The following is a 13,394-nucleotide window of genomic DNA, read 5'->3' as shown; positions in this document are numbered from 1 at the left end:
CCTGTTTTCGCTCTACCAGGCGGCGGCCGAGATTCTCGACCGGGACGGCAAGGCGGAAGAGGCCATCACCCTGCTCCGCGAGGGAAACGTTCGCATTGGCGATCGCTCGAACAGTTTTAAAACCTTCGAGAGTGCAATTCTTATAGCAACCGGCATGGAACGTCTCGATCTTGTCAAAGACTTTAAGTTCCCCCCTGAGCAAGCTCAACTCTTCGAGATCATGTTGTCGATATCACTCGAAGATTTTCCCAGAGCCGTAGCGCTGGCCGAGACCGGGCGGCAGGAATTTCCGCGCTACATCGCCCTTCTGGTTCAAGGCGCATTCGCGGCCCTCGCGGCTGGGGACACTGACCGCGCAAGAGATCTACTCGGAAAACACCCCTTAGAGGAGTACGGCAGCAAAGGGTCCAGCCAAGCCTGGCTAAAGGCGGCAATCGAACTCAAAGACGGCAACACTCGACTATCCCAACACTACCTCGACGCCTACGTCGGCCGCGCGCATGATGAAGTTGAGGTGAAGATCGAGACCCTGCTGGGTTATTGGGAACAGTCCTGCCGGGAGTTAGGCTCGGCTCTATCTTACCACTTCCCGCTGGTTCCCTCGGCAATCAGCGGCCTGAACGCCCCCCTTATCCGGCGTCATTATTTCAACGGAGGTACCGGCACTGAATGCGTCGTTTTGCCAACTGGGTCAACATGTCCTGATGAGGCCAAACGGGGCTTGGCAAGCGGGTATAATATGTTGTCCGTCCTCACCGTAGCCACCGAATGGTCCTCGGGACGGGGCGGATTGAGCACGTTCAACCGACAACTCTGCATCGCGCTCGCGCAGGCTGGGGCAAAGGTCGCCTGTCTCGTGCTTGAGGCTACGGATGACGAAATCGCAGCGGCGGCACACCAAGACGTCACCCTCATCGAGGCCACCCGCATCCCAGGCCTAACCGAGGAGCAGAGGCTGGTTAGCAAGCCGCCCGGTCTCGAAGGTTTCGTTCCGGACTTCCTGATCGGCCACGGCCGGATTACTGGTCCAGCGGCAGCTGCGCTGGAGGTGAGTCAATACCCGACTACCCGCCGAATACACTTCGTACACATGGCACCGGACGAGATTGAGCCCTACAAAATTGATCGTGCGGATCAGGCCACGGTACGCGCGCAGGAGCGCACCGAAACAGAAGAGAAGCTTGGACAAACTGCAGCACGCGTAGTCGCGGTCGGGCCGCGTTTACACGGACGCTTCTCGACCTATCTCGCCGGTTATCCCGACACTCCCGCTCCTCTGCGGTTCGATCCGGGGTTCGATATAGGGAAAACCGAACAACGCTCCCCTCCCAACGGCAATCCTTGGCAAGTCCTGCTTTTAGGCAGAGCAGAGGATACTCACTTGAAAGGGTTAGATACGGCAGCTTCAGCGGTTGCGAAAGCATCCGGGGAACGGGCTTTCGGCCTTCCAAAACTCGAACTTGTCATCCGCGGTGCCAAGCCGACTGAAATGGATCAACTGCATGCTGATTTACTCAATTGTGTCGGCAACGCTAGACTTAGCATTGTGGTGCGGGCCTTTACCGTGTCTGATGAAATGCTGCAGGCTGACCTTCGGCGCGCCAGCCTTATTCTGATGCCATCGAGGGCCGAGGGTTTTGGTTTGGTTGGGGTTGAAGCCATTATCGCGGGAGCACCGGTCTTGCTGAGCGCCGAGAGTGGGTTAGGACAGCTTTTACAGGAACTACTTCCGGCCGAGCAGGCATCCCGTGTCGTCGTCGAGATGAATGGCGATGACCAGCAAGTGAGAGATCGCTGGGCAGGCGCCATTGACCGCATGCTCTCCGATCGCGAGGCGTCGTTCAAAAGGGCGGCAGAAATGCGCGATTCTCTAATGGTCAGGAAGACATGGCTAAACGGAGCCAAAAATTTATTGGCGGAACTGACGGCGTGACGCGATCGCTCAAGTCGATGATGATCCGACAGAGGCTACTTTGTTCTTCTTGATCTGATGTCAACCTCGCCACAATTGCTTACGGGGCGCTAAGTTATCCGCAAATTAAGCGAACAGTGGACACGACACTCGATCACTGTAGCACCCGTCCCTCTCACCCCACCCACCCGCTCCCCAGCCTCAAAACAAACCCATAACACCGCACGCTAATTCGGTAATGTGTCCTCCCAATCAACAGAGAGCCCAGATGACGGTCCCAGAGAGAGGACAACATGCACCCCATAATCCTCTTCGCCGGCTATCTCGTCATCACGGTGATGCCCCTTCTCCTCGGCGCACTCCAAAACCTGCCCCCGCGCCCCCTGCTCGACGAGATCGCCACCGGGCTCGGCATGACGGCGTTTGCCATTTTGCTGGTCGAGTTCGTGCTTTCGGGGCGGTTCCGGGCGATTTCGGGGCGGATCGGGATGGATGTGACCATGCGGTTTCATCAGCTCGTGGCGCGCACGGCGCTGATTTTCGTGCTTGTTCACCCCTATCTCTACAGCGCGGAGTTTCTCGGCACGCCGCTGCCGTGGGACCCGACGGGGCAGTTCACGCTCGGCCTCGATGCCGGCTCGCTGATCACCGGGCTGATTGCCTGGGTGGCGTTGCCGTGCTTCGTATTGATGTCGATTTTCCGGGACCAGCTGCCCTATCGCTACGAGGTCTGGCGGGCGATGCATGCCGCGGGTGCGGTGGTGATCGCGGCGGCGGTGACGCATCACGCGCTTGAGGCGGGGCGGTACAGTGCCGATCCATGGCTCGCCGGGTTCTGGCTTGTGCTGCTCACCCTCGCCCTTGCCTCGCTGGTCTGGACCTATGCGATCGCGCCGCTCGGGGAAGCGCGCCGGCCATACGAGGTCACCTCGGTCCGGAAGATCGCGCTCAGGACATGGGAGCTGGCCGTACGGCCCCGGCGCGGAGACGCGCTCGCCTTCGAGGCGGGGCAGTTCGCCTGGCTCAAGCTCGGGCACAGCCCGTTCTCATTGCAGGAAAACCCGTTCTCGATCAGTTCGGCCCCGGCCGACCGCCCCGATGTCCGCTTCGTCATCAAGGAAGCCGGGGATTCCACCCGGCATATCGGAGACGTTGCGCCGGGCACCGTCGCCTGGCTCGGCAACGCGCATGGCAATCTCACGCTCAAGGGGCGCACGGGAACGGGTATCGCGCTGATCGCCGGCGGGGTCGGCATCGCGCCGCTGCTTTCCATCGCGCGGCAGCTCCGCGCCGAAGACGACCCGCGCCCGATCACCCTGCTCTACGGCAACCGCACCGCCGAGCAGATCGTCTACGCGGACGAGCTGGAAGCGCTTTCCGGGCGCCCGAACAGAGAGGTCATCCACGTCCTGTCGGAGCCCGCGCCGGGCTGGGCCGGGAGGGTCGGGCTGATCGACCGGGAGACCATCGGGCAGGTCTTTACAGCGGAAGACGCTTGCGACTGGCTCTATATCCTGTGCGGGCCGCCCGCCATGCTGGAGACTGTCGAAGACGCCCTGCTGGCGCACGGGGTTCCGGCGCAGCAGATCCTCGCCGAGCAGTTTTATTATGATTAGGAGGCCGGGCTGGTGAAGTTGCGACACAGAATCCAGGCCGGCGTCTGGGGGACCAGCGCCCTGATCCTCCTCGCCATTCTGGTCTTTGCGCTGCGATAGGGCCCGGCCCGCTGCCAATCACAACGGGCCGAAGAAATACGCGGCGAAAGATAATGATCTTGGGCGCCTCAGGCGGTCATCGGCTGGTCGAGGGCCGACACCAAGGCATCCAGCGCCGCCTCGGTGAAACGCCACATATTGGCTTCCCGGTCGCCGTCACCGGTCTCCAGCGTGAAAACCTTCGTCACCGGCCCCGAGAGCGCGATGCAGGTGTGCCCGGCGGCATCGCCGTAGCGGTTGCCCCTCGGGCCGGAGGCACCGGTCTCCGCCAGCCCCCAGGTGGTGTCCATGCGCCGCCGCATGGTCTCGGCCAAGAGGGCGGCGTAGGGCTCGGAGGAGGAGCGCATGCCCGGGTGCTGTTCAAGCTCGATATCCGTGAAGATCTCGCGCGCCTTGTGGGTATAGATCACGCCGCCGGCGACGAAATAGGCCGAAGCACCCGGTACCGCCAGAAGGGACGCGGATATCAGTCCACCGGCGGAGGACTCGGCGACGGCGATGGTCTCGCCGCGCGCCTTCAGCAACCTTCCGGCGGCTTCCCCGAGCCTCTCCAATGCAACCATCCTGAAAACCCTCCCCTCACGCCACCTCGTGATCCGCCATCAGTTCCAGCGCCTTCACCATCGCCGAATGGTCCCACGCCTTGCCGCCATGCGCCGTGCAGGCGTTGAAGAGTTCCTGCGCCGTCGCCGTGTTCGGCAGGCTGAGGCCCATTTCGCGGGCGTTGGAGAGGGCCAGGTTCAGATCCTTCTGGTGCAGCTCGATGCGGAAGCCCGGATCGAAATTGCGTTTCACCATGCGGTCGCCATGCAGCTCCAGGATCTTCGACGAAGCGAAGCCGCCCATCAGGGCCTCGCGCACCTTGGCCGGGTCGGCACCCGCCTTGGAGGCGAATAGAAGGGCCTCGCCAACCGCTTCGATGGTCAGGGCGACGATGATCTGGTTGGCCACCTTGCAGGTCTGCCCGTCCCCGTTGCCGCCGACCAGCGTGATGTTCTTGCCCATCAGCTCGAACAGCGGCTTCACCCGCTTGAAGGCCTTCTCGGAGCCGCCGCACATGATGGTCAGGCTTGCCGCCTTGGCGCCGACCTCGCCGCCCGACACCGGGGCGTCAATATATTCGCAGCCGAGCTCGTTGATCTTCGTCGCGAACTCCTTGGTCGCCAGCGGCGAGATCGAGCTCATGTCGACCACGGTCTTGCCGTCCGAGAGCGCCTCGGCGACGCCATCATCGCCGAACAGCACCTCTTCCACCTGCGGCGTGTCCGGCACCATGATGAAGATGATGTCGGCCGCCTTGGCGACTGCGGCGGCGCTCGGGCAGGCCTTGCCGCCGGCGTCAACCAGGCTGCGCGGCACCTGATTGAGGGTGTTCAGGAAAACCTCATGACCGGCCGCGATCAGGTGTCCCGCCATGGGCACGCCCATGATGCCGAGGCCGATAAAACCAAGCTTGCTCATCTGTGTGTCTCCTCCGTTGCGTTTATTCTTCGCGCGTTCGCGTCACTGTGCCGTGCCGCGGCTCATGCCGTCATCCCGAATTCTGCCGCCAGCAGCTCGTAGCTGCGCCGCCGCACGCTCTCGTCATGCGCCCAGGTCACCACCGCAATTTCCTCGATCCCGAGCCGCTTCGCCAGCGCGTTGATCTGCTCGGCCACCTTCTCCGGCGTGCCTACCATCGCCTTGCCGCGCAACTCGTCCATCCGTGCTGTCTCGCTTTCCGAATAGGCCGCGGCTTTCGCCACCTCGGCGCTTTCCAGCGGAGTGTAGCGGCCACGGTCACGGTAGAGCTGCCAGCGGGCACGAGAGGTGAAGTGGTATTGCGCCTCCTCCTCGGTCTCGGCGGTCAGCGCCCAGACGCAGATGCCGGGGTTCGGCTCCGGAAAGCGTTCGCTCGGCTGGTAGCGGTCGCGGTAGATCTGGATCGCTTCCGGACCGCCCTGCCCTTCGGTGAAGAACCAGGCGAAGCTGTAAGGCAGGCCGAAATGGGCCGCCACCTGGGCGCCGTAAAGCGAGCTGCCAAGCATCCAGATCTCGGGCGAGGTCTCGCCCTGCGGGTTGGCCCGGACGGCGGCGAACGGATGGCCTTCCGGCAGCGGCTGGCCGCTGACCCAGGCCATCAGGTCCTGCACGTCGTTCGGAAACTGGGCCGGGCGTTCTGCTGCCGCCGGGTTAAGCGCGAGCGAGGTCCGGCCGTCCGAGCCGGGCGCGCGGCCGAGGCCGAGATCGATCCGGCCCGGCGCGAAGGCTTCCAGCACGCGGAACTGCTCGGCCACTTTCAGCGGCGCGTAATGCGGCAACATCACCCCGGCCGAGCCGATGCGGATGCGCTCCGTCCGCATGGCGATGGCCGCCAGCAGGATCTCCGGCGCGGTGCCGATGATGGTCGGGTGGGAATGGTGCTCGGACACCCAGAAGCGCTTGTAGCCGAGGCCCTCGCACAGCTCGGCCATGGCCACGGTATCGCGGATAGTCTGGCCGTGCGGTTTGCCGACACCGGCGACGGACTGGTCGAGAACGGAAAGGTGCAACATGGGCGGGCTCCTTCTGGCGAGAGCTTGGAAAAACTCGGAGGAAAAGCATAGAGGGTTTCACGCGGACCTGCCTTGCCGATCCACCACGAGACTCTTCCCCGCGCGTAACCTTGCCACAGCGCGGAATGCCGCCGCATTCCACTGGCGTCCCAAAGCCAGCCTGCCTAATCTTGCCGAATCATTCTTCCCGGCCGCCACGCGCAGGGGGCGATTCACTTCTGACAAGGTTCCCGCCGCAGGTCATGAGCGACAGCAAAGACACACTCCCACCTACCCCCAATGCCCGCCGACGCTGGGGCCGTGCCCTGATCAGGCTCGTGCTGCTGGGCGGCATCGCTGTGATTGCCTTCATGGTCGGTGCCTGGTGGTACGCGGAGACCGGGCGCTACATCACCACCGAGAACGCCTATGTGAAGGCGCCGGTGATCGCCGTCAGCCCGAATATCGACGGCCGCGCCGTCGAGGTCCGGGTCGGCGACAACCACGCGGTGGCCGAGGGCGACCTGCTGTTCCGGATCGATCCGCAACCCTATCAGGTTCAGCTCAGGATGGCGGAAGCCCGGCGCGGCGCGGTGCGCAACGAGCTGCTGGCGACGAAGGCAGAGCTCGGCCAGATCGCCGCGGAGATGGCCGAGATTGGCCCCCGGGTGAAGTTCTACGCCAAGGAGGTCGCACGGCAGCAGCGGCTGGTGAAAAGCTTTGCCGGGACCGAGGCCAAGCTCGACGAGATGCAGATGGAGCGCGACACAGCCGAACAGCGCCTCCGCTCGTTGCAGGAAAAACGACAGGTCGTGCTCGCCAAACTCGGTGGAGCGCCGGACCAGCCGGTCGAGACCCACCCGAAGGTGCTTGAGGTGGATGCGGAGATCGAGCGGGTGAAGCTTGATCTGGCCTATACGGAAATCCGTGCGCCGGTGACCGGCATCGTCACCCGGATGAGGCTGCAGGCCGGCGAATGGGTCGAGGCCGACACGCCGACCTTCGGCATCATCGGCACCGGGGCGGTCTGGATCGAGGCGAACCTGAAGGAAACCCAACTCGATGCCATCAGCATCGGCCAGCCGGTCGAGGTTCGCGTCGATGCCTATCCCGATGCGGTCTGGGTCGGCCGGGTCGAGAGTCTGAGCCCGGCCACCGGCGCCGAATTCTCCGCTCTGCCGCCGCAGAATGCGTCAGGCAACTGGGTCAAGGTGGTGCAGCGCCTGCCGGTGCGCATAACGGTCGAGCCGAACCCCGATTTGCCGCAGCTCCGGGCCGGCATGAGCGCTAAAATCTCCGTCGATACCGGACGCCAGCGCAATCTCGTCGACAATCTCGCCGCGCTGACCGACACATGGCTTGCCCGGGCGGCCGAAAGTACCCGCTAGTCGTCCCGCCGGATCTTCACGAAAACCAGCACCGGCAGCGTGGCGAAACAGGTCAGCGCATAGAGCAGGAAACAGTTGCTGAAGCCGATCAGGGCGGACTGGCGCCAAGCCTCCCCGGCGATCAGGCCGAGACTGTCCATCCACTGCACCGCTCCGCTACCGACCGCCTCCGGGAATTTCAGCCGCTCCTCGAACGGGCCGATCCCCTCGACCATCTCGGCGTAGCGCACCTTGCTGGTGCGGACAAGAACGAAGACGCTGGCGGCGACATAGAGGCTGGTCCCCATGTTGCGGATCAGGTGGAACAGCGAGGTTGCATCCGGCAGCAGCGCGCGGTCCAGCGTCGAGAAGCTGACCATCGACAGCGGCACCCACATCAGCCCGCAGCCGATGCCCTGCAGGATGCTCGGCCAGACCAGCGCCCAGAACCCGACATTGAGATCATACAGGCTCATCATCCAGCCGCTCGTCCCGATCGCCAGCGTGCCGAGCACCAGCCCGATACGCGGATCCATCTTCCCCATCCTTGCCGCCGCGTAGAACCCGGCGATCATGCCGACCCCGCGCATTGCCAGCACCAGGCCGATCAGCGTGTCCGGATAGCCGCGATAGGTCTGGAGAAGCTGCGGCAGCAACACCAGCGGGGTAAAGTTCACCGCGCCATAGACGAAGACCAGAAAGAGCCCGACCACGAAATTCTGGTTCTTGAGCAGCACGGGACGGACAAAGGGCCGGTCGACGCAGGCGCTGTTGGCGATGAACATGGCGAAGGCGGCGCACATCACAATCAACAGCGTGACGATGGTCCCGGATTGCAGCCAGTCCTCCCGCTCGCCCCGGTCGAGCACCAGCTGCAGCGCGACGATGGCGACGGAGAACAGCAGGAAGCCCAGATAGTCGAAACGCGGCAGCGCCGTCTTGCCGCCCTCGCGGATCCAGCGCATCACACCGGCGAGCGCAAGCAGGCTGAACGGCACGATCATCAAGAAGACGAAGCGCCAGTTGTATTCCTCCGCCAGCCAGCCGCCGATCGACGGCCCGATGGCCGGACCGATGACAACCGACATACCGAGATAGCCATTCGCCTTGCCGTATTCCTCCTTCGGCCAGACCTGCAGCACGATGGCCTGGCTCAGCGGCACCACCGGCGCGCCGAAGGCGCCCTGAATAATGCGGAAAAACAGCACCGCCTCGAGCGAGGTCGCCATGGCGCAGGCGAGCGAGGCGAAGGTGAAACCGGAAAGGCATAGGATCAGCAGCCGGCGCTGCCCGACCCAGGCAACCAGAGAGCCGGTCAGAGGCGTCACCACCGCCGTCGCCACCACATTCAGCGTCACCACCCAGGAAATCTCCTCGGTGGTCGCCGAAAAGGCGCCCTGCATCTGCGGCAGGGCAACGTTCACGATGGTTAGCGTAAGCGCGTAGAGCATGCAGGCGCAGGCCATGGTGACGAGAACGAGCACCTTGTAGCTGCTGTTCTCCTCCACCGCCGCTGCTGCCGTCACAGCCGACATGGACGTCTTCCTCCGTTGGGCCGCCCGTTACTCCGGGAGCTCTCATTGGTCTGGTCAGTTTAAGAGAGGAAAATGCGGGAGTGCGAGGGATTTAGGTGGAAAGAGTGTCGTGTCGCAGGACCGTCACCCGGATTGAACGAACCGTTCTTGTATCTGCCGCTCGAAAAGCTGGAGGGGAGCCTCGCTTCAGCGGACTCCCCTCCAGCAGTCTATCGACGTTTGGACCAGCGATCAGATACCGGCGGCCTTGCTGCTCTCGATATAGACCTGGCGCAGGCGCCGGGCGATCGGGCCCGGCTTGCCTTCACCGATAGTGGCGCCGTCGATCTCGATCACCGGATTGACGAAGCTGGTGGCCGAGGTGGAGAAGGCTTCCTTGGCCGCTTTGGCTTCGGCGACGGTGAAAGGGCGCTCCTCGACCTTCAGCTGCAGCTCGGCCGCGCATTGCAGAACCGACTTGCGGGTGATGCCGTGCAGGATGTCCGTCGACAGGTCACGGGTGACGATGGTGCCGTCCTCGGTGACGATATAGGCATTGTTGGAAGAGCCTTCGGTGATCTCGCCGTCCAGCACCATCCAGGCATCGTCCGCACCGGCATCGTGCGCCTGGTTCTTGACGATGGAGGCATAGAGCAGCTGAACGGTCTTGATGTCGCAGCGGCGCCAGCGTAGATCGTCGACCAGGATGATCTTCTGGCCGCGCTCGGCCAGCGCGCTGTTGATCAGGGACTTCTTCTGCGGGAACATCAGCAGGGTCGGCTTCACTTCCGGGCCCGGGAACAGGAAATCCCGGTCGGCAGCACCGCGGGAGATCTGCAGATAGATCAGCCCCTCGGTGAGGTCGTTCCGCTTCACCAGCTCGCGATGAATTTCGAGCAGTTCCTCGTCGGTCGCCGGAGATGGCAGCTTCAGCTCGTCCAGAGACCGGCGCAGGCGCGCCATATGGCCTTCATATTCGACCAGCTTGCCGTCGAGAACCGATGTCACCTCATAGACGGCATCGCCGAACAGCGAGCCACGGTCGAAGATCGAGATCTGGGCCTCGTTCTCCGGGACATAGCTGCCGTTAACAAAGACAGTACGCATTCTGTAAACCTCAAGAACCGGGTGGCGGATCGGGGGCCGATCCTTAGATGATGGATCGGGCGAGGGATCTGCGCTTGCGCGCGGCCATCGTGCATTTCAGCGAGGCCATCCCTGCCCACGGGGACGTCCCGGAGACCCCGAAGAGCCAGCGAGATCACGACCATACACTGCAGCCGGTCCCGGAAACCAGCCCTGTTTGCACTGCAATACGAACTCCGGCTGGCGCCATTAGCCGGCCCTTTCACAGCAAAAATTTATGGCCGTCCGGCGGTATGCCCCCTAAGCTTGAACAGCTCGTTTCCGACGGCATCCGTCGGCAGGTTCCAGTGCTCGGCATCCCTGCCGAGCCCGGCTTCGGTGCCGCCTCCCGGCTTGATCCATCTGAAGTGCTCTCCCGCAGCTGAGACCCGCATCATTGTCATTGCGGCGGCCACTTTGGAAACCGGCTGCATTCTTGCTGAAGGCGCGCACCTGAATATTGGGCACGGTAAAAATAGCATAGGTTGATATGACGATCCCCAGCCCCCTTAACTAAAAGTTCACCACATCATGTAAAATACCTCTCAAAGGAGGTGTGATGCGCGCACTTCCAAGCGGTTTCCGAGCCGCGGAAGCCGCCACGAGGGAGCGACTTGATGGCGAGCAGAAAGCCCGGCCAATTTCAATCCGGAATCGCGACGGTTGTGATCCTTGCGGCCGCGAGCATCGCAGTAATGCTGTTTCTCGGCATACAGGCAGCAAACCGGTTCAATGCCACGGAAGACTCCTGGCTCAAGTACAACAATCAGACCCGAAATGTTTCCGGAAGCCTCAATGCGCTGCAACGCCATCTCGGCTACGGCGGGTTCATACACAATTTCAAGAATTTCGTATTGCGGCGCGATCCGGTTTATCTGGAGCGCATGGAGAAGAGCGCGTTCGCAGCGCTTGGCGAGATTGCTGCACTGAAATTCGTTCTCCTCTCCGCCGAAGAGCAAGGCCTTCTGAATGACGTAGAGGCAACGATTGAAGATTATCTTGCAAAAGAGAAAGAGACGATCCGCCTCTACCAAGAACTCAGCGTAAGCGAACTGGACAAACTGGTCCGTGTCGACGACAGCGCGGCGCTGGTCGCCCTCGAAAAGCTCCAGGGTCTGAACGAGATCCGAAGTTTCCAGCAGGAAAAGATTGCACAGGCCTCTTTCAACGACGCGATGAGCACCCTGAAGCAGGGATCGTTCGTCGTGGTGCTCATTCTGGCGGGCGCATCCGGTATGATCTTGCTACTGATCCGAACCGCACGGGTCAATGCACGCCTCAATGCCTCTCACGCCTATGTCGAGCAGCTTTACAACGAATCTCCCAACGCGCTGGTCAGCGTTGACCAGAGCGGGCGCATTTTCCAGATCAACCGGCAGGCTGAACGGCTGCTCGGCTACTCAGTCGACGAGCTGTCCGGACGAACCGTGCATTCGTTGATCCCGGAACGGTTCGACGATGACCGCCAAGCCATCATAAAAAGACTGACTCTCGACCTGGAAAATTTCGCCTCAGATGACTATTCCATGCAATTGGCTGCCAGGCACCACGACGGCCATGAAATTCAGATTCATCTGCGGATCCGGATTGTCATCGGGACCGCGAGGACATTTTTCCTGCTGGCTCTGCTCGACATCACGGAGATTGCCGAGCTCCATGAAGAATTGCGCATCGCCCAGCAGAATGCGGAAGCCGCCAGCGATGCCAAATCCCGGTTTCTCACATCCATGTCGCACGAAATCCGAACACCATTGAATGGCATTCTCGGGATGCTACAGCTTATCGACAGGAAGACATTAACGCCGGACGTCGCCCAGAAGCTTTCTATCGCGAAGGAATCCGGGTTGTTTTTGCTAACCCTGATCAATCAGGTACTGGATTTCGCCCGCATTGAAGCAGGCCAGATTACCATCTCCAAGGAGCGTTTCTCCCTTCCGGCCATGATGAACTCAATGGAATCGATGTTCCGGATCCGGGCGGAGATGAAAGGCCTGGAGTTCCGCGGCAACGTGATCGGCGAGAACGGGGATTTCCTTTACGGCGATTTCGATCACATCCGCCAGATTCTGTTCAATCTGATCGGCAACGCGATCAAATTTACGGAAACTGGAAACGTTGGTCTGGTCGCCCGCAGCCAGATGCTCCCCGATGAAAAGACCTGCCGTATTTCGTTCGAAGTGTCCGACACCGGTCCGGGGGTCCCTGTGGAAGATATCGACAAAATCTTCGAGGAGTTCAAACAGTCCGACGTCGGAATCCGCCATGGTGGCGGCACAGGACTTGGCCTGAACATTTCCAAACGCATTGCAGACGCGATCGGTGCCGAACTAAGTGTCGAAAGCGAGGTCGGCGTCGGTACGACGTTCCGCTTATCCGTCAACACTGAGATAGCCAGAAATCAACAGGTTATCGATGAAATTGCCAAAGACGCCGACATTCCGCAGCTGCGAGTCCTGGTTGCTGAAGACAATGACATCAACCAGATGATCACCCGGGCCATGCTGGAACGGGATGGCCATACCGTGACGATTGCACAAGACGGGGAAATTGCGCTGAATCTCGTCCGCAATGCCCCCGATGCCTACGACGTCATTCTGATGGATGTGCAGATGCCCAACATGGATGGCGTGCAGGCCACGGTTTCCATCAGGCAGTTCGCCCGCAACGCTGAGAAACTCCCCATCATCGGGCTGACAGCGAACGCCTTTCAGGACCAGAAAGACGAATATCTGAGTGCGGGCATGCAATTCGTACTGACAAAGCCGCTCGAGATTACAGACCTCCGGGCCGCACTGGGAAGATTTGCGCCGGTGCCGTCGCCGGTGCAGACAAACGGCATTCCGGCAGGTACGGCATCAACAGCCGTCCCCCTGACAGCAGCGGCGAGCTCAAACGACACAGATCACCACATCGATCGTGAAGTCCTGAAAACATTGAAGGAGTCCATGCCGCCTGAAAGGCTTCTGGCGCTTCATGGCGATGCCTGCAAACAATCCACCACACTCATCGAGGCGCTGAAAAACCCAGCGGCCAGCATCGACGAAAAAAGCCGTATCGCACATGAACTGACCGGGATGCTCGGAAATCTCGGCCTCAAGCTTGCGCGCCTCGAAACAGAAAAATTCGGTGCCTCCATTCATGAAGACACGGCAAGCCCGGAAAGCCTCAGAGAACTGGAAAACCTGCTGGAGACCAGCTGGCGCATTCTAGAGCAGGAACTGAAAGCACCTTATCCGTCAGGCTCCTGA

The 13,394-nt window shown here is 61.6% G+C and carries 10 protein-coding genes; 4 read left to right on the top strand and 6 right to left on the bottom strand.

What is annotated here, in order from left to right; genetic code table 11:
- Window positions 1–1,933: glycosyltransferase family 4 protein (locus K328_RS25440; RefSeq protein WP_156901549.1), on the top strand; the 1,933-nt coding region annotated here is incomplete at its 5' end.
- A gap of 272 nt (window positions 1,934–2,205) precedes the next feature.
- Window positions 2,206–3,528 (top strand): ferredoxin reductase family protein, encoded by a 1,323-nt coding sequence (locus tag K328_RS0121810; protein ID WP_028467776.1) that lies wholly within the window; start codon window positions 2,206–2,208, stop codon window positions 3,526–3,528.
- 167 nt (window positions 3,529–3,695) lie between these two features.
- Here the strand turns inward: K328_RS0121810 and K328_RS0121805 are convergent, their stop codons facing one another.
- The 3 genes from K328_RS0121805 to K328_RS0121795 all read right to left on the bottom strand — a co-directional run bounded on the left by K328_RS0121805 (window position 3,696) and on the right by K328_RS0121795 (window position 6,161).
- A complete protein-coding gene (locus K328_RS0121805) occupies window positions 3,696–4,190 on the bottom strand; it encodes a CinA family protein (RefSeq protein WP_028467775.1) in 495 nt (164 codons plus the stop codon).
- Window positions 4,191–4,206: 16 nt separating this feature from the next.
- Window positions 4,207–5,088, bottom strand: a complete 882-nt coding sequence (gene glxR, locus K328_RS0121800) for a 2-hydroxy-3-oxopropionate reductase (RefSeq protein WP_028467774.1) — start codon at window positions 5,086–5,088, stop codon at window positions 4,207–4,209.
- Between the two features lie 62 nt (window positions 5,089–5,150).
- Complete coding sequence (locus tag K328_RS0121795) at window positions 5,151–6,161, bottom strand: LLM class flavin-dependent oxidoreductase (RefSeq protein ID WP_205620726.1); 1,011 nt, start codon at window positions 6,159–6,161, stop codon at window positions 5,151–5,153.
- Between the two features lie 242 nt (window positions 6,162–6,403).
- Between K328_RS0121795 and K328_RS25435 the strand changes: the two genes are divergently transcribed.
- On the top strand, window positions 6,404–7,528 hold the full coding sequence (locus tag K328_RS25435; protein ID WP_169721257.1) for an HlyD family secretion protein: 1,125 nt from the start codon (window positions 6,404–6,406) through the stop codon (window positions 7,526–7,528).
- Here K328_RS25435 and K328_RS0121785 read toward each other — a convergent pair.
- From K328_RS0121785 to K328_RS0121775, 3 genes are all read right to left on the bottom strand, one after another.
- Window positions 7,525–9,042 carry a DHA2 family efflux MFS transporter permease subunit gene (locus tag K328_RS0121785; protein ID WP_028467772.1) on the bottom strand — a complete coding sequence of 506 codons (1,518 nt, stop codon included), beginning with the start codon at window positions 9,040–9,042 and terminating at the stop codon, window positions 7,525–7,527. The genes K328_RS25435 and K328_RS0121785 overlap by 4 nt on opposite strands.
- Before the next feature lie 231 nt (window positions 9,043–9,273).
- Entirely contained in the window at window positions 9,274–10,128 is an 855-nt protein-coding gene (locus K328_RS0121780; protein WP_028467771.1) for a D-amino-acid transaminase, read from the bottom strand.
- A 254-nt stretch (window positions 10,129–10,382) separates the two neighbouring features.
- Window positions 10,383–10,550, bottom strand: a complete 168-nt coding sequence (locus tag K328_RS0121775) for a hypothetical protein (RefSeq protein ID WP_156901547.1) — start codon at window positions 10,548–10,550, stop codon at window positions 10,383–10,385.
- Between the two features lie 213 nt (window positions 10,551–10,763).
- On the opposite strand from K328_RS0121775, the gene K328_RS26205 reads away from it, so the two are divergent.
- Window positions 10,764–13,394: an ATP-binding protein gene (locus K328_RS26205; protein ID WP_051285393.1), complete on the top strand. Its 2,631-nt coding sequence runs from the start codon at window positions 10,764–10,766 to the stop codon at window positions 13,392–13,394.

The sequence above is a fragment of the Nisaea denitrificans DSM 18348 genome, from assembly GCF_000426505.1.
In the GTDB taxonomy this organism is placed as follows: Bacteria; Pseudomonadota; Alphaproteobacteria; order Thalassobaculales; family Thalassobaculaceae; genus Nisaea; species Nisaea denitrificans.
Note: the sequence above shows the minus strand (reverse complement) of the source record. Positions and strands in the feature narration are given on the sequence as shown.

Excerpts from the sequence above, each read along its gene's own strand:
- K328_RS0121775 (WP_156901547.1), bottom strand. The coding sequence starts at position 10,550 with ATGACAATGATGCGGGTCTCAGCTGCGGGAGAGCACTTCAGATGGATC.
- K328_RS0121785 (WP_028467772.1), bottom strand. The coding sequence starts at position 9,042 with ATGTCGGCTGTGACGGCAGCAGCGGCGGTGGAGGAGAACAGCAGCTAC.
- K328_RS0121805 (WP_028467775.1), bottom strand. The coding sequence starts at position 4,190 with ATGGTTGCATTGGAGAGGCTCGGGGAAGCCGCCGGAAGGTTGCTGAAG.
- K328_RS26205 (WP_051285393.1), top strand. The coding sequence starts at position 10,764 with ATGGCGAGCAGAAAGCCCGGCCAATTTCAATCCGGAATCGCGACGGTT.
- K328_RS0121795 (WP_205620726.1), bottom strand. The coding sequence starts at position 6,161 with ATGTTGCACCTTTCCGTTCTCGACCAGTCCGTCGCCGGTGTCGGCAAA.
- glxR (WP_028467774.1), bottom strand. The coding sequence starts at position 5,088 with ATGAGCAAGCTTGGTTTTATCGGCCTCGGCATCATGGGCGTGCCCATG.
- K328_RS25435 (WP_169721257.1), top strand. The coding sequence starts at position 6,404 with ATGAGCGACAGCAAAGACACACTCCCACCTACCCCCAATGCCCGCCGA.
- K328_RS0121810 (WP_028467776.1), top strand. The coding sequence starts at position 2,206 with ATGCACCCCATAATCCTCTTCGCCGGCTATCTCGTCATCACGGTGATG.
- K328_RS0121780 (WP_028467771.1), bottom strand. The coding sequence starts at position 10,128 with ATGCGTACTGTCTTTGTTAACGGCAGCTATGTCCCGGAGAACGAGGCC.